At 57.4% G+C, this 17,181-nt stretch carries 9 protein-coding genes; 7 read left to right on the top strand and 2 right to left on the bottom strand.

All coding sequences use genetic code 11. The annotated features are described in order from the left end of the window. The first annotated feature begins 172 nt into the window (after nucleotides 1-172). From CXR03_RS12940 to drmB, 7 genes are all read left to right on the top strand, one after another. Nucleotides 173-601: a hypothetical protein gene (locus tag CXR03_RS12940; protein WP_146070509.1), complete on the top strand. Its 429-nt coding sequence runs from the start codon at nucleotides 173-175 to the stop codon at nucleotides 599-601. 222 nt (nucleotides 602-823) lie between these two features. Then, nucleotides 824-1,228, top strand: a complete 405-nt coding sequence (locus CXR03_RS12935) for a hypothetical protein (RefSeq protein WP_104104211.1) — start codon at nucleotides 824-826, stop codon at nucleotides 1,226-1,228. A gap of 88 nt (nucleotides 1,229-1,316) precedes the next feature. Then, complete coding sequence (locus tag CXR03_RS12930) at nucleotides 1,317-2,426, top strand: DNA cytosine methyltransferase (RefSeq protein ID WP_104104210.1); 1,110 nt, start codon at nucleotides 1,317-1,319, stop codon at nucleotides 2,424-2,426. 134 nt (nucleotides 2,427-2,560) lie between these two features. Continuing rightward, on the top strand, nucleotides 2,561-7,213 hold the full coding sequence (locus CXR03_RS12925) for a DEAD/DEAH box helicase (protein ID WP_104104209.1): 4,653 nt from the start codon (nucleotides 2,561-2,563) through the stop codon (nucleotides 7,211-7,213). Further along, entirely contained in the window at nucleotides 7,203-9,008 is a 1,806-nt protein-coding gene (locus CXR03_RS12920; protein ID WP_181034595.1) for a UvrD-helicase domain-containing protein, read from the top strand. Before CXR03_RS12925 ends, CXR03_RS12920 begins: the two co-directional genes overlap by 11 nt. Next, nucleotides 8,999-12,226, top strand: coding sequence for a helicase-related protein (locus tag CXR03_RS12915; protein ID WP_258073640.1), 3,228 nt, complete (start codon nucleotides 8,999-9,001; stop codon nucleotides 12,224-12,226). The genes CXR03_RS12920 and CXR03_RS12915 overlap by 10 nt, the downstream gene beginning before the upstream one ends. Further along, on the top strand, nucleotides 12,219-14,285 hold the full coding sequence (gene drmB / locus CXR03_RS12910; RefSeq protein WP_146070508.1) for a DrmB family protein: 2,067 nt from the start codon (nucleotides 12,219-12,221) through the stop codon (nucleotides 14,283-14,285). Before CXR03_RS12915 ends, drmB begins: the two co-directional genes overlap by 8 nt. Before the next feature lie 38 nt (nucleotides 14,286-14,323). Here drmB and CXR03_RS12905 read toward each other — a convergent pair whose 3' ends face one another. After that, nucleotides 14,324-15,253, bottom strand: coding sequence for a DUF3883 domain-containing protein (locus tag CXR03_RS12905; RefSeq protein ID WP_181034594.1), 930 nt, complete (start codon nucleotides 15,251-15,253; stop codon nucleotides 14,324-14,326). A gap of 136 nt (nucleotides 15,254-15,389) precedes the next feature. Continuing rightward, nucleotides 15,390-17,057 carry a TIGR02391 family protein gene (locus CXR03_RS12900; protein WP_104104205.1) on the bottom strand — a complete coding sequence of 556 codons (1,668 nt, stop codon included), beginning with the start codon at nucleotides 17,055-17,057 and terminating at the stop codon, nucleotides 15,390-15,392. Nucleotides 17,058-17,181 lie beyond the last annotated feature (124 nt).

Genomic DNA, 17,181 nt, shown 5'->3' with positions numbered 1-17,181 from the left:
CTCGCTTGTCCTCGACAGAAGGTTACTCAATAGCGAAGGATCAGACATGACAAGCTATAATGCAGCGCAGTACCACCGGACATAGGTTTCCGAGTTCACAGGGCTTGCCAGTCGCATTCGATAGCCTGAGTCATTGGTTCTATTACCTATGGGGGCAAACATGCTACATGCAGTGAATTATGAAAAGATTCGGAACGATTTGGCGACTGATACCGAGTTCTTAAAACGGGTAAGGAACACCCTGAACTTAGGTACTAACGTCAAAAAGGCGGGAAATTGGTACTGGTCTCTTGGGAGCCTTTTACTTTCGATGACCATCCTTCTCAACCTGATAACTGCCCAGATTGATCCTGCTTTGGAGCTCTATACAGCTGCTGCCGACGGCATGGCAGGCGACGTTGAGCGGGAAAATGCTCTAGCACTCCTAATCAAGAGTAGCGCGTGGGGGGCTTTCATCGCCGCGATCGGCGCATTCCTCGGTGCGATGCTTTCGTTTTGGGAGGGGCGCGTAGGAGCGGTTGCGAAAGGTCTTTCTGCTGGGGCGTCCGCATCTGTTGTTTGGGCGGCTTTCACAATCGCAGTTGCAACACAACTGGGTTGACGCAGGAGTCGCAGGAGTCGCAGGAGTCGCTGACTTCGCGGCATAGCAGACAAGGTTCGGCTCGCGCGAGGTGCCGTCTGGCTGCCGGTTGAGGATTTGTGCCATACCTCCGATTTACCCGGCTTCGTCGGCAAGCGTTCAGATCTGTATAAGCGGTTGCCGTGCAAGAGGTCGTCCTGCGATGTTGGGTAGGATCTCCTCCACGCAATGAAAAGGAGAAGCATGCCGCACGGTAGAGATGACTTGGAATGGAATGAATTGGTGGAGGCCGGACTTAGCATCCTCAAATTTTTAGCTGCTCGGAAGACGCAGACGGACTACACCTCCTTCGTTCAGGAAATGGCAGTGGAAACAGGGCTGCGCCAATTCGTCTTCCCACAGGACCGCCAGGTTGTGGGAACACTCCTAGCGGATATATCTAAGCGCGGACGCGAGGAACACCCCGGGCTCCTGCTGTCCGTTCTGGTGCATGCCCGGGCGACCAAGATGCCCGGCGGCGGGTTTTTTGACTTGGCTAAGAGCGTGCAACTGGTCTCAGAGGGCGTAGGGGATGCCGAGCAGATGCGCTTTATGGTGCGGCAGCAGGAGGGGCTCTGGGCAACGTATGGACGACGCGTCCTCCGGTAGCCCGTTCGAGCAGAACCACAGACCCGTGAGGAACGCCTCGGCATGCCGGCCCCGGGTAACCACAGAAAAGCGGTAATCTTCTTTCACCATGTTGACGACTGAAACAACCACCAGAGCGCCGTTCGAGCGAGAGAAACAAACTGACTCAATCCGCATCCTGGACCTGTTCGCCGGCGCCGGTGGTCTGACCCATGGCTTCTACGCAGCATCGCCTAGGTTCGTCACAGAACGAGCCGTAGAGTTCGACGCAGCTGCTGCCGCTTCCTACTCAGCGACGTTTGGGAATAAAGTTTATGCTGGCCCGATCCAGGAGTGGCTCCTGGAAGAAGAAGTGCCGAACGTCGACGTCGTGATCGGCGGACCGCCGTGTCAGGGATTCTCGCTCCTGGGTAAGCGGGATGCTCTGGATGAACGCAACAGCCTGTGGGAGCACTACGCCCAAGCTCTTCTTCGAGCAAAGCCGAAGTACTTCGTCGTTGAGAACGTCGGGGCATTTGGCAAGTCTCAGCAACTCGTGGATTTTGCTGATGCCACACGCAAGGGCGGATTCCTGGAGGACTACAGCTTCCAGTGGCATGTACTTAATGCAGCGGATTACGGTGCACCGCAAGCGCGAAAGCGGGCCATTCTGATAGGACACCATCGGGACCTGACCTTCCCGGGGTTCCCACCTCCCACCCATGTGGGACGACACATTAACGTTCGCAGCGCCCTCGCTGGCATTCCCGTCTCTGCGCCAGCAACCGAGCTGCCGGATCGGAAAACTCTCGTCGGTGATCGCTGGATGTCCGGTCCATTCAGAACGACCGAGCTGCACCTGGGCAGAAAGTACGCCCAACTGTCATTGGACAGGTTTGAAGCGATCCCCGAAGGCGGCAACCGTATGGATCTGCCAGCCAAGCTTTTGGCGCCATGCTGGGTAAACCACAAGAGCGGTTCCGGCGACGTTATGGGGCGCCTCCGCTGGGACCGCCCTTCCGTCACTATTCGCACCGAGTTTTTCAAGCCCGAAAAGGGACGGTACATCCATCCTGTGGCTAACCGGGCCATCACGCATCTCGAGGCAGCCAGACTCCAGGGGTTCCCTGATGAGCACCTGTGGATTGGGTCGAAGACCGCGATCGCAAAGCAAATAGGGAACGCTGTCCCGATGGAGCTAGGAAAGGCAATTGCGAGGCAGCTTCTCCCACACCTATAGCTCTGTAGGTTGCAGTACGACCGCACCCGGCGAGCCCGGACCTGTTGTGTCGGTGCGGCCTGATAGAACACGTTTGAGAATATATGCAAAGACATGGTCACCCATATGGGCGACTCCAGGGGGAATAAACAACGATGTTTAATGATTGGCAAGGCCTCGACAGCGAACTCGCACAATTTGTAGCGGACGACTCCCGCAGAGCTGTCGAGGCGTATCGCATTCGCCCTGAGCTCGTGCAGGAACAGAGCAATATCGAGCAGGCAACGGTCCAAGGCGGATACGGGCGCAAACAGCTCAACGAACTCATCCAAAATGCTGCGGATGCCATGGACGGACTCGAAGGCCGCATACGGGTTGTGCTCACTGAAGATGCGCTCTACTGTGCCAATGAGGGCATGCCATTTCAGCGTGAAGGGTTTCGCGCTCTGCTGCTTTCGCACTCGTCGTCGAAGCGAGACGATCAGATTGGCAGATTCGGCCTCGGGTTCAAGTCCGTCCTGCAGATTACGGATACCCCCCACATTTTCAGCCGCACTGCGTCCGTCCGCTGGGACAAGGCACAAAGCGAATCTGTCCTCGCTGAGATTGCGCCGGGGCTCAGCGATTATCCCGTTCTTCGCCTTGCAGCCCCAGTCGATCCCGCGGAAGCCGCGGCGGACGACGCCGTATTGGCGGATCTCATGGCCTGGGCATCCACTGTTGTCAAGCTTCCGCTGAAACCCAACATCACATGGCTGTCCGACGAACTCAAAATGTTCCCGCCCGAGTTCCTCCTGTTCTCTGACCAGATCGGAAGACTTGAGCTGGACGACCGGCGCGAAGGTTCGAATATTCATTGGACCGCCAAGCGGACCGGGTCCCATGTCATTCTGAGCGACGGCAACGACTCCAGCGAATGGCGCGTTTTCACGTCGAAACATGTGTTCAGTGAAACAGCGAAGGCCGACGCTGGCAGCATCGTGGCCAGAGACGATGCCAAAGTTGTCTGGGCAGTGCCCATGGCTGGCAAAGCCCGTCAGAACCTGGGCAGCTTCTGGAATTATTTTCCAACAACCTCGCAGACCACTCTGCGCGGAATCGTCAACGCTCCGTTCAAGATGAACGAAGACCGGCACAACATGCTTCGCAGCGAATACAACCGAGAGATTCTTACAAGGACCCTGCCACGCATGGTCGCGGGAGCACTTCCGGAGCTCTCGCCCGCTGATGATCCAGCCAGTTTCCTGGATTTGCTCCCTGCGCGTGGAAGGGAAGCCCGTTCCTGGGCGGACGAAGTGATCAATCTGCCCGTTATGCAGGCAGTCGCTGCGGTGCCTTCGCTCCCTGACCGGATGGGGCGGCTCCAATCCGCCGCCACGATTCATGTCCCGCCTGCCCTGGAAGAGGCAACCAGGCTGGAAGAAAAGTGGAATGCCACCGTCGGCCGTGACCGGCCGTGGGTACACGAGTCAGCGCTGAATAGCCGGACTCGCTCCGCCCAGGTCAATCGCATCCTTGAGCTCAATCGCACAAAGCGGACATCTGTCACCGTGTGGCTTGAAGAGGTAGTCGCTGACGGGAGCTTGGACAGCATTGAGAGCGCCCTGGAAATTGCCGTCGAAATCCATAAGCGCTACCCGGATCTGCAGGAAGCCATGCGCCGGAGCAGAGTAGTTCTGGCAGCGGACGGAGAAATGCGTCCGCTGATTACACGGGATCTCTTCCTGCCCCTGTCCCCACATGAGACAGAGTCGAAGTTCGTTGCCAATGCTCTCTACGAGCATGGTCACGTAGCTGACTATCTTCGGATCCTCGGATTCCAGGCCTTGAATGCACAGGGAAGAATTGTCCGTATCGCCCGGGAAATATCCGAGAACTACGACTCCGCAGAAACTGCTGAGTCTCTCTGGCGGATGTCCCGATCCCTCCAGGTGCCAGAAACGCTGCAGATACTCCGTGAAAACACAGACACCGAGCGTCTTTTGGTCAAGTGCAAGAATGGCACGTGGAAGCCGCTCCGCCTCGTCTGGCTCCCAGGGGTACTTATCCCGGCGGGTTCGCCCGGTGATGAGCATCTGCTGGTCGACGAGCTGTTCCACCGCCCGGATCTCCGCCTTCTGCAGAATCTCGGTGCCCGCACAAATATCAGTGCACCGTCCATGCAACATGCGGGGGTACTTTACGAAACCTGGAAATCGCAGCTCAGCCGTCAGATCTCCCAGGCATCCGCGTCCGGCCCTGAACCGGTTTCTCCCGCCAGCCTAAAGTTCCCTCCAGCCCTATGCACCGAAGGTCTGGAACTGCTTGCCGACGCGTCCTTTGCTACCCGAGCGAAGGTCACCGAGCGGCTTCTGTCGAACGAGCAGTATCCGGTTTCCGTCCAGTACGGCAACATCGTCCGCACTTCGGAATCCGTGGATGGCCCTGATCTCTGGTGGATCCGTAACTTCGGTGTTCTCAGAACTCCGTTGGGGCTGGTGGACGTCAAATACTGTGTCGGCCAGCTCCCTGGTTTCCCAGAGATGTTCCTTCCCTACCCGGGAGAGATCGCTCAAACTCTCCACCTCCCTACCGATCCCCGAAAGGTACCCTGGAAGTTCGTTCTCCCAGCGGCCGAGAGCAAACTGCGCCTGCCCCAGGTCCACCAGCTGTACGGATGCATGGCACGTGCGGGGCTGAAAGCTCCCAAGGAATTGTTGGTCCCGTTCAAGGACGGAACAACCCGCCATCTGGCTTCACACGTAATTCTGGCCGCGGATGAAGCCAGTTTCGCCTTTCTGCGCTCCCGCCCCAACGTAGCCTGCCTCTACACGGGCAATGATGAACTTGACGCAGCACTCTCCGAGATGTGGGGCATGGACAGGGTGTCTGTATCTTCAAGGGCATCGCTTGAGCATGTTCCTGATGCTGACAAAGAGCCAATTACACTGGGCAAGCTGTTCCCCCAGATCCACCGGGTCGTCAGCGGCGCTAAAGCCGGAATGCTCGCCGTACCCTGTTCGGAACTCCGAACCGTGCTCAGCAATGACTTCGACGAGTCGCGCATAGTCACGGACCACAAATCTCGGATCGAAGACGGCGTCTTTTATTACTCGTCTTCCCTGCAGCCCCGCAACGTTCTCGCAGCGCTGTTGGAAAGTCTGGGATCGAGACTTTCCGCCCACGAGGTTGCTGGCCGTCTCAAGAAACTGGAAGACGAACGCAAGCGTCTTGAAAGGGAACAGAAGGTACGCGCAAAGGACACGGAGGCGGGTCGTTTCGTAGCACTGGTGGGCCGGCAGAAGCTCATGAATTTGCTTCCATCGGAGCTGATTCAGTTGGCGGAGAACCGAGGGCTGAATCTCACCGATGATCTGCTGTTCGCAATAATGCAAACCCTCCACGGCAGCAATCTCCTGAAGGTGACCAAGTCGCTGGTGGATGACGAAGTGGTTGACCCTGAACAGTTCCGAGGCAGCCGTGATGAAAAGGAATTCCTCGAAGATCTTCTAGGATTTTCGTTTGATCAGTCGGACGCGGTTAAGCGCAGGAAACCCGAGCGGGAAGAGGTTACCGGGCCAGTGCGTCTGTCGCCTCTTCATGATTACCAGTCAAGTGTCCTCGACAAAGTTCTCCGATTGCTGGACGGCAGGTCCGGTAAGAAGAGAGGAATCCTTCAGCTACCGACAGGTGCTGGAAAGACCCGTGTGGCCGTCGAATCCGCAATCCGCGACGTTGAGAAGTCCAACGGCAAGCGCTTAATTGTTTGGATCGCTCAGACTGAAGAACTCTGCGAGCAGGCCGTTGAAACGTGGATGTATGTATGGCAGGCCGCCGGTCCCGCCGGGGAGCGGATGGCTGTTAGCCGCCTTTGGGGCGGCAACAAGGCGGCTCCCGAGGAAACCAAGCTCCATCTTGTCGTGGCAACGATCCAAACCCTCGCCAGCATCCAAGAAAACCGGCGCCTGACCTACGACTGGATGTCCCGGCCCGACCTCGTCATCATTGATGAAGCCCACGCTGCAACAACCCCGTCCTACACACGGGTGCTCAGTTGGTTCGGACGGTCCTACACAGACAACAGCAACCTACTCCTCGGCTTGTCTGCAACGCCCTACCGGGGCGCCAACGAGGCGGAGACCAAACGACTGGTTAACCGGTTCGGTGGGAATCTCATCGTTCCTGAGCAGTTCGACTCGGATGACGCCCACAACTACCTTCAGCGCATGGGCGTTCTCGCGAGCGTCAAACATGTGGAGCTGGAAGGTATTAAGATCCAGCTGAAAGATATGGCGAGCGTTCATAACAGCGACGAGCAGTCGTCGATGCTGGAAGCCAGGCTTGATCTCAATCAGGTCGCGCAGAGCCAGACCCGTAACAACGTCATCCTCGACCATATCAAGAGCCGAGGAAAAGACGGCACCACTTTGGTCTTTGCCGCGTCCGTAGCACACGCTGAGGCCCTGGCCGCGGTACTGTCATTGGAGGGTCTCCCGGCGGCGGCCATCTCGTCAAAGACGGATGCAGCCCACCGCCGGCGCCTCATTGAGGACTTCCGTAAGGGTCGCATCAATGTGCTCACGAATTTTGACGTTCTGTCGCAGGGATTTGACGCCCCGAAGGTGGATGCCGTGTACGTTTGCCGTCCGACGTTTTCCCCTAACAAGTACATTCAGATGGTCGGACGAGGACTCCGAGGGCCCAAGAACGGCGGAAGCGAAGAAGTCCTGATCGTGAACGTCAGGGACAACCTCGAACAGTACGGCGAGAAGCTTGCCTTCACGGAATTCGACTATTTATGGAACGCAGGAACCGTTAGTGCTCGCTGATATCATCCTCGATTCCAGCCAAGAGGCAGTCGCGTCCGCCCCGGCGGAGGAGCGGCAGTTCGTGCAGGCAGCAGCGGGACAGGGAAAAACTGAAGTCCTTGTTTCTCGGATTCTGTACCTCCTGGAGGAAGGCCTCAACCCTGCTGACGAGATCCTTGTCCTGAGCTTCTCGCGGGCAGCCGTAGAAGCGGTCCGCAAACGCGCCAGAAACGCGGATCTGGAAAGTGTGCAAATCAGGACCTTTGACTCTTTCGCCGCGCAGATCCTCCTCGACGAGTCTGAAGCGGATGAGGCGCTCAGCGGATCCTTCGACTCGCGCATTCGGCAGGCTACACAGCTTCTAAAGGGTGAGAACGTCCCTGACCGCGCTCTTCCCCTTAAACACATCCTTATCGATGAAGCGCAGGATCTGGTTGGGGACCGTGCAGAAATGGTCAAGGCGCTTCTTGACGCCTGCGACGAAGACCTAGGCTTCACCGTGTTGGGAGACCCGCTTCAGGGTATCTACGATTTCCAGCTGGACGAGTCTGAGTCCCAGCTGAGTTCGGCTGAGTTTGTGGCGGACCTCCAGGAGCGCTACGGAGCCGAATTCAGAAGCCTGGAAGAACACTATAGGGCCCGCTCTGACCAGGCGAGAGAACTCATCGCCATCGGTGACCGTATCCGGGGCATGGACCCCGTTCAGGCCGTGAGCATTGGTCACCGTCTGCTCGACGAGTTCCGCGTTTCCGAAGGAAACAGCTCATCCCTCCTAGACGAGACCGCGTGCCTTGAGCCGATGGTTGGAGGCACGACTGCATTGTTGTGTTCCACCAATTACGAAGTGCTTATCAGCAGCGAGGTCCTATGGGATGCCGGATACCCGCACATAGTACGCCGGCGTGCCCAGGACATGAGCGTGGCGCCCTGGGTATATCGCGTTTTCCGAGACATCCAGGCCCGTCCACAGCCACGGGCAGCTGTTCTGCAGCTCCTGGAGAACGAAGGGTTGGATGAGGACAAGTGGCTGGATCTGAAAACAGCTGAAGGTGACTTTCGGTCCTACGACTCACTGGACGTCGGTCGCCTGGCACGGCGTTTGCGCGGGCGGTCAGTACCGCTGTCTCTCACGGTCTCAGATCAAGCTCCGCTCACAATCTCGACAGTGCACAGGGCTAAAGGACTGGAGTTCGACAACGTCCTGTACGTTCCCCCGATGCCGGGCTGGCCAGGGTCCGAGAAAGACGAATCAGGACTCAAACAAAAGTACGTGGCATTGTCCCGAGCACGGGAAATGGTCATCACGACTCGGATACCCAAGAACGCCATGACCCTGGCGCACACTGTTGACAGTCCCAGCCGCTGGAGTGAGTTCGGCTTCGGAAAAGGAAAGCGCACCTATGCGAAACGTCTGGAGTTCCTGAACGACGACGTCGAATCGGTTTTTCCGGTCGGTGCCGTTGTCGCAGAAAAGTCAGACGTGCTCCCAATGGAACGGATGACTGAAGACCTCCTAGGACAGCTAGTGACGGGAGAGCTGTACACAGACGATTTCGATTCTGTTCCTCGCTATCTGCTGCGCCTTGGCAGCGGAGAAATCATCGGCCGTACAAGCGACAAGTTTGGGTATGCAATGAAACGTGCATTCAGTATCCGTCCCGGAAGCAACTGGCCACAGGCTTTCTCCGGCTGCCGGGTCACTTCCATCGAGTGCGCGGCCGGAAGCCCCGAAGATACCCACTACGCCGGCCTGGGTGACTCGGGCATGTGGTTGCTGCCGCGTCTGACCGGTCTCATAAAACTTGAATGGAAGTAGGCAAATACATGTCTTATCTCGACGCTAAGTACGCCTTCCGGAGCGAGATGGTCGACCGTCTCGTGGAAGACCTTTACGGTCCTTCCTCACCGGATGAGGTTCTGACTGAACGTCCCCTTGAACGGTACGTGACCGGAGTACTTTGGCCAGCCGCGGATGACACGCTTGAAGACGCCCCCGACGAACCCGAATCAGCGGCCGTCGAGGCAGGAGATTCTGCCGATGACAGCCCAGTCGCCAATGCCAGGCTCACTTACCCGACCAGTCTCGGGCTTACGGTCTCGGTTGATCTGGCCAAGGCCACCTCCGTCCGGGTCATACCGCAGGCAGCGCAGTACATACCGACGCTCTCGGCCGTCCAGGATCCCCGCCGGCGTTCGGACTCCTATGAGTGGCGTCGTGCTCCAATTGACAGCCTCCCCGTGACTATCGATCTGCTGAAGAGCGGCCGGCAGATCACCAACATTGAGGGTGGAGGCCTCGAGCTTTATGCCCTGGTTCGTCCCTCCGAGGATGACGTTGTGACTGTCACGCTCGCTTTGAGAAACCGGCGGCCGAAGCGAGATGGTGAGGACCGCGACCAGGCTTCCTGGTTCCAGGTCGGACTCACTGTGGAAGCTGACGCACCCGCACTCGCTGATCGTTCCAAGTTGCGCACTGACGTCTCCCCCGATGAAGACCTTGCCTCTTCCGAGTTGCTGTACAGGAATCAGATGGTATTTGGAGCCGGTCACGGATGCGCTGTGACCTGGGATCCAGACGACGTCCGCGAAGACCGCTGCAGCAAAGTGTCCACCACTTTCATTCCACGCCAAGAGGTCTCAAGGTCTATGGCGGGCGGCACCCACGCAGACCTCCGTCTCGGCCTCCTGAGTTCCGGAAGCCGTGAAGAAGTAATCGAACAACTCGAAGCACTGGTCAGGGACTACTCAGAGTGGATCTCTCGGACCCGTTCATCGTCAGAAAACGGGGAAGGCGCTTCAGCAGTCCCACCCCACCTGCAGCCAACCGCTGAAAAGCACCTGGATTCGGCAGAGGAGTCCAGGGACCGCATTTATGCAGGCATTGAGCTGCTCCGGACCAGTGATGAGGCCTTCACTGCGTTTCAGCTGGCTAACCGTGCGATGCACTTTCAGCGCTCCCGTCAGGATTGGGTGCGGGCTGGGCGGCCGGGCGAGTTCAGCCTGGGAGATAACCAAAGCTGGCGGCCATTCCAGATTGCTTTCATTCTTCTGAATCTGCCCTCGGTCACCGATGAGGACCACCCGGAGCGGGATTTCGCAGACCTTCTGTGGTTCCCAACCGGTGGAGGAAAGACGGAGGCTTACCTGGGGCTCATCGCGTACTGCCTCCTCCTACGGCGCCTCCGTGACCCAATGGTCAGCGGAGTAGCGGTGATCATGCGGTACACCCTGCGTCTCTTGACCATCCAGCAGTTCGAACGCGCCGCAATGCTCATCTGCTCGCTTGAGCACGTTCGCAAAACCGCTGCAGAAAACCTTGGAGAGGCGTCTTTCGGCATTGGTCTGTGGGTGGGCGCCGCTGCCACACCGAATGACACGAAGGAAGCCCGGAGAAACCTGGGTAAGCTGCGCAACGGCGAAGACGTAGTTGAAGGCAACCCTTGCCAGATCGAGGCTTGCCCGTGGTGCGGCAGCCGCCTCACCGTAGACAACTATGTGATTGAAAAACAGCCTTTCGAACGGATGAAAGTCAGCTGTCCCGACCGGGATTGTGATTACCACTCCGGGCTGCCGGTGCACATTGTGGACACAGACGTCTACCGGGAGCGCCCTGAGCTCGTTATCGGCACGGTGGATAAGTTCGCCCGTATGGCTTGGAAAGGCGACGTTGCCAATATCTTTGGCCGCGTCCATGCCGGCGAGCCTGGCCCTGACCTCATCATCCAGGATGAACTTCACCTGATCTCTGGTCCTCTGGGATCAACCGTAGGCTTGTTCGAGACTGCAGTGGATCTTGCTTCCAGCAGCCTTGGACGCGCAGGCGGTGCTGAAGGCGCAGTCCGCCGCCCGAAGGTCATCGCATCAACCGCAACCATTCGCCGTGCCGACGCGCAGATTAGAGCGGTCTTCAACCGCACCTCGCGTCTCTTCCCACAGCCCGGGACCGATCCCAACGACTCGTTTTTTGCCGAACAGGCACCTCGTGCAGAGTACGGAACCCGGGAATATGTGGGAGTCATGGCGGCCGGGACCAGCCATGCAACATTGATGGTGCGCACGTACGCTTCGCTGCTCCATTCTGCAGCCGTTCTTGAAGGTGACGATGCCACGCGGGATCCCTACTGGACTCTCATGGGCTACTTCAACAGCCTTCGTGTGTTGGGCTCGGCGTATCTCCAGGTTTACGACGATGTCCGTGCCCGCCTAAAGTTGTTGGCATCGCGTGAGGGCGTTTCCGAGGCTCGTGAAGTTGAACTGTCCGAGCTGACAAGCCGTGTCTCCAGCAACCTGATCCCTGGCGCTCTGAAGTCGCTCGAGACCGGACTCGGAGATGCACGAACACCTGACGACGTCGTCCTGGCAACAAACATGATCTCCGTGGGACTCGACGTGGATCGGCTTGGACTGATGGCCGTCATGGGACAGCCGCAGTCCAACGCTGAGTACATTCAGGCAACCAGCCGGGTGGGCCGCAAACACCCCGGCCTGGTTGTGACGATCTTTAATTCGGCAAAGTCCCGGGACCGGTCCCATTACGAGGGGTTCATTCCTTACCACCAGGCCCTCTACCGTGCCGTTGAGGCCACTAGCGCCACTCCGTTTGCCGCGCGCTCCCGAGACCGTGCACTCCACGCCGTCATGGTCTCCGCGCTCAGGATGATGGAAGGACGGCTGCGGGATGATGACAGGGCCGTAAACATCGCGAAGACCGGAGCATCGGTTGAACGAGTCTTCGAATTCATCCGGGATCGCGTCGCCGCAATCCAGCCCGAAGATGCGGACGCCACGAGCTTGGAGCTGGAGAATCTCCTGGCCACGTGGCGGAAAGCCGCAGCTATTAATCCCAAGCTTCGATACTGGGGCATGCGGGATCCGGATAATTCGCTGCTCATCGATTTCGCAAAGGCCCTTGAGGATCCTGAGTACCGACCCACCACGACCGAGACCCCTTGGCCCACGCCGTCCAGCATGCGCGATGTAGACGCCGAGACGACCCTGCGCCCCATCTGGGTTCGGAAGGATTCAAATGCCTAGGAAAACGTTCCACGCCCGCAGAAGTCAGCTGGTTTCGACCTTTGGTGTCGGCAGCCTCTTTCCGGTGGAAAACAACAGCTTTATGGTCACGAGCATCGACCAATGGGACGACAAATACCTAACGCCCGCCCCGGAACCCCGGCTGGCGAGCAGCCTTGGCGTTGGGCGGCTTCTTTTGCCTCCCACAGGGCCGCGGGCCAAGGTCCCGGTTATTCGATTCCCCCAGGTTCTGTCATGCCCTAGATGCGGCAGGCTTGGCTCGATTGGTGACCTAAAGGCGAGCTACGAAGATGTTCTCTGCGGTTTGTGCAATTCGAAAGCGCCGCTGACCCCTTCCCGCTTCGTTGTTGCCTGTGAGAACGGGCATCTGGACGATTTTCCTTATATGTATTGGGTGCATGGTGCCGGCGCAGAGCGTGAGGGGCATCAGCTTAGCCTGGTGTCTGAAGGACGCACTTCTTCCCTGGCCGACATGATCGTGGTGTGTTCCTGCGGGAAGCGGCGGTCGATGGCAGATGCATTCTCTCCTATCGCGTTGAAAGAGATGAAGTGCACAGGGAAAAGGCTTTGGCTGGGTTGGAATTACAGTGAAAAGGAATGTGGAAAACCTCCGCGTACGGTCCAACGCGGTGCTTCCAACGTATGGTTTCCGGCCGTAAGATCAGCGATTTCCATTCCGCCCTATTCCGAGTTCCTCGCAAAAGTGGTCAGCATGCGTGCGGACACTCTCAGCCATCCAGACGCCCTGACGGACGCAGGCAAATTCGCTCTTCAAGGCATGGTTAACGAGTTCAATGGCCGATTCACCCTGGATGAGCTGCGCAGCGAGATAAAGCGACAGTTCCACAATGAAGACAGCCAGGAAGAAACCGACGACGACCGTCTGCGGGAGCAGGAATTCCAGGCTCTGATTACTGGACGCGCTGACCAGCCCGACACGGATTTCGTGGCCGAAACCATGCCTGTTCCCTCCAGCTACCGCAACTGGATCAACGCGGTTCGGAAGGTAACCAGGCTCCGGGAAGTCCGGGCACTCTATGGATTCAGCCGTTTGATGCCGAGTAATCAGGAATCCCCGGACATCAAATTGGCAGCCCTCTTCCCGGAAGACAACAAACAGAGTTGGCTCCCCGCCGTGGAAACGTTGGGTGAAGGTGTCTTCATCGCGTTGAACCGGGAGCAGCTGGACAAGTGGGCTTCCACAGACTTCGCCGTTGCCCGGAAACACCAGTTGCAGCACAACATCAATGTCGCAGCGAAGCAGCGGAAACAAGAGGCGCCCAAGGTCGAAATTGTGCGGGTTCTGCTCCATACGCTTGCCCATGTGATGATCGACCAGCTCGCACTGGACGCCGGCTATCCGGCGTCATCAATTCGGGAAAGGCTCTACTCCGGCGAGGGAACGGCCGGCATCCTGCTGTACACAGCCTCATCTGACTCCGCTGGAAGCCTTGGTGGAGTAGCGGCCCAGGCTCATCCGGAGCGACTCACACAAGCATTGGATGAAGGCCTGCGCAGGCTGGAATGGTGTTCTGCAGATCCTGTCTGCATAGAATCAACCGGTGCCGGAACAGACGGACGGAACCTGGCTGCCTGCCACTGCTGCGTCCTCATACCGGAGACCAGCTGTGAACTGTTCAATTCCTACCTTGATCGCGGGCTCCTCTACGGAACGCCGTACACCCCGGAAGAGGGGTTCCTGCATTGGCAGACCAAATCCCCAATAGAACAGCCAACAAACGAAGGCACGGACCCGGTTCCGGAAGCAGTCCGTCAGAGTCTCTGGGAAAACATCTACGAAGATGCGAAGGAGCTGCGGGATCTGATCATCGAACTTGTGGAACTCAAAGTCGCGCCGGATCAGTGGGGCCCCGACGTAGGACCGGCCAACGAGTGGATGGTTGATCTTGCCTGGCCGGAACACAGAATAGCCGTAGTGACGGAGACCGACGAAGAGCGCGATGCCTGGCTCGGAGATCAGGGTTGGAACGTGCTGGAATTGCCTGACTACGCTCCCGACGACCTGGCTAATGTCATAGTCGGCGAGCTGGATCTCTAGTCGCTGTGGGGCCGGGAGCCGCCCGGCCCCACAGCTGTTTAATCCAGGAAGTACTCGTAGCTCAGCGGCTTTAGGTTCTCCGGCGAGGGGCGCCAGTCGGGATGAACGTCCATATGTCCGTCCTGAGTAACTACGGAACCGTCCAGCAGTCGTTCCCAGGGGATCTCCGCAACCACCACCAGGTCCGTGCGGCTGTACTCATTCGCGTGCGTGACTTCGTTTCGTGTCAGTAGGATCTTCTCCACGTAGCCCTGCGACCCTTTGACCTCAACATGCCGGACCTCATCTCCGCGGACAGCATGCAGATCGTATGACCGGTAGGCGCCGACATCCTCCACCGTGTATCCCTTGGACTCATAATGACTGATGGCCTGGCGCACGGCCTGCATCTCGATGGCCTTCTTCAACACGGGGTCCGCGCAGAAGCCTGCATATCTCTGCTGCACTCCGTTTTGACCAGGAACAGGCGGGGCGGCCAGCGGCCGGCCGAACCCTCCCCAGTCACTGTCCGGCAGCAAATCCGGCATGGTCTCCACGAGCTGCGCCGGGAGCTTGAAGAGATAACCCTGATTCGGTTTCAGCCCGCTGGTCGGATGCCTCTGGAATGGAAAGTACATCGTGAAGCCACCCCGGCCGCCGAATTCTCTGTCCAGCTGCTCTTTGATGCCCAGTATCTGGTCCTCATAAGCGCTCCTCAGATCGGTCAGCAGGTACGGGTTTTTCAACGGCCGGTAGCGAGTCAGCGGAATGGTATTGGCTGGCTGGCCTATCCAGTCGCCGGCGCGGCTACGTAGCTCCCCCGCAACGACCGAAGCCCCATACAACCCCGATTTGTAGCCCTTGGGGTTGTTCTTCCCCACCCAGTGAAGGACGACATCCCCCACTCTGACGTCTTTCATCAGGTCATACCGTGGAGTGTCCGGAGCGATGAGCTCGCTACCCCAGGACTCCACGTTGATGAGCTCCATCCAGTAACGCTGGTTCGGGTCCCCGTCCCACCAACGTGTAGGTCTGTTTGCCTCCGATGACATGACCCCAAGTTCCCCTCCCTCGATGCCCCTCGTAGCCCGCGCCCGTCGCATCACGGACTGAAACGTAAGTATTTCAGGGACTACCGCTAACGGTAGATGCATCGTCCAGCCTTCTACGCAGGTGGGAAAGTATACTGAGCGCATCAAGACAGTCCACGTAGGTGAAAGCGCCAGAGTCTCTCAAATGGACCTTTTCTTCGTGAGCCAATGGATTCCTAAATCCACGAACGAGTCCAACTGACAAAAACTGCTGACCAGCTTCAATATTTTTGCGCGTCGAGTCCGAAAAGGCATAATTTGACATGTCGGAATACTTGGTAAAGACCCGCAATTTAGCATTCTCGTTCTCACCAAACGCATTCTGCATCAATTGCACATCCCTATCAACATCCACACCACTGAGAGTCCGGACGTCATGGACATAACGTTTCAACGACTCTTCTACCGCCGAATAATAATTCTGAGCCTCGTACTCTTCACGAGCTGCCTGTTGTATCGACGGATGCAAATGCCTCCAATGTAAGTCTGCATAAGGTGGAGCGATCTCTTCAAGGCTAGTGACGATCACATCCTGCTCAGAGGCACCTAATTCTACGTCTGGTGATGTCAGAACTTCAAGAATCTGCTCGAGCGGTTTTCTTTCCGGCCCTTTAACCGAGGTGACCCACTCACTCATCGGAATCGGCAAAGACTTTTCTACTTTCTTCTTTTTTGCCTCTTTCCTCTTCCCCCTCCTCTCGGCGGCCACCAGTGTAAGAAGCTTACGGAGCTCTTCATGGAGCTCCTGCATCTGAGGTGTTTCCCAACTAACTGCCCGTCTGTCAGTGGCAATTACATCAGGTTCAATGGCATCGATGAAATCCACGTCGATGTATCCCGTGAGATAGGAGTAGGCAAAGCTTGACTCTGCGGCACCAAAGAATTCAGGCTCATTTACCATCCTGCCATGTGAGTAAAGTGATATGCCCCGCATATTGTTCCGCAACGGCGTCTCACTCGAAACAATTCGACCACTTATTTCATTATCTATAAAAAACTGATCAATCGCAGGTATGCCATTCGGGATTCTCCACTCCGATTCAGCCTTAACGGCATCGAGACGACGATCCCGGTGCACCGGATAGCGTTGTCCATCTGGCCCCACAATCTCGATCTTGACGTCATCATCCGCATAGTTGAAAAGTGTTGACAGACTGGCAGCTAGTGTTGCCGGATCGATAGGTGTAACTCGCTTGAGATCCGTGAGCGTGATCGTTGTTCCCTGCTGATCTTCGGCTGAGTGTCCCACAGCCACATTTGGGTAATAGTCACCACCAGTTGATGCCATCAAATCGCGCCAGTTCATAGAGAGCGTACTCATCTCTCCTGAATCTTTTCGGGAAGTACTAACAACAACCGTCTGCGCGATCCCGAAGAGAGCTAATTTTCCCAGGCCCTTTTTCCCTGACACCTTACGGATGCCGTTTTCGGATTTCCCGTCCGAGCGCGCCTCGCGACGGTTTCGCCCTATTCGCAGGTACTTGTTCGCCAGGTCATCAATGGACATGCCATGGCCATCGTCAACGACCCGTAGTACCTGCTGGTCCTGGAGCGTCTCGACATCGACACGAATGTTATGGGCTTCGGCGTCATATGCGTTGGCTACCAATTCCGCGACAGCGTTCGGCAAATGAGAGTACATCTTTACACCCAAGTGCTCGATCGTTAAAGGATCGAATGAGAGTTTCAGGGAGCTATTCACGGGCCCAGTCTATTGAGCCATGACAGGATCGATGCCCAAGAAGCTGTAGCGTGTTCCTAACTCGCGGTTCTAATCGCGCGTCCTCTCTGCTAGCTAGCGTTGACCGCAGGCGAAAGGTAGACCG

Origin of the sequence: Arthrobacter sp. 08Y14, from assembly GCF_002929455.1 — a bacterium.
In the GTDB taxonomy this organism is placed as follows: domain Bacteria; phylum Actinomycetota; class Actinomycetes; order Actinomycetales; family Micrococcaceae; genus Arthrobacter_B; species Arthrobacter_B sunyaminii.
The sequence above is the reverse complement of the archived record's forward strand: the minus strand, read 5'-3'. Positions and strand labels throughout refer to the sequence as shown.

Bases quoted from the DNA above. Each gene is read 5' to 3' on its own strand.
- CXR03_RS12935 (WP_104104211.1), top strand. From the start codon at position 824: ATGCCGCACGGTAGAGATGACTTGGAATGGAATGAATTGGTGGAGGCC.
- CXR03_RS12930 (WP_104104210.1), top strand. From the start codon at position 1,317: ATGTTGACGACTGAAACAACCACCAGAGCGCCGTTCGAGCGAGAGAAA.
- CXR03_RS12925 (WP_104104209.1), top strand. From the start codon at position 2,561: ATGTTTAATGATTGGCAAGGCCTCGACAGCGAACTCGCACAATTTGTA.
- CXR03_RS12915 (WP_258073640.1), top strand. From the start codon at position 8,999: ATGGAAGTAGGCAAATACATGTCTTATCTCGACGCTAAGTACGCCTTC.
- drmB (WP_146070508.1), top strand. From the start codon at position 12,219: ATGCCTAGGAAAACGTTCCACGCCCGCAGAAGTCAGCTGGTTTCGACC.
- CXR03_RS12905 (WP_181034594.1), bottom strand. From the start codon at position 15,253: ATGGAGCTCATCAACGTGGAGTCCTGGGGTAGCGAGCTCATCGCTCCG.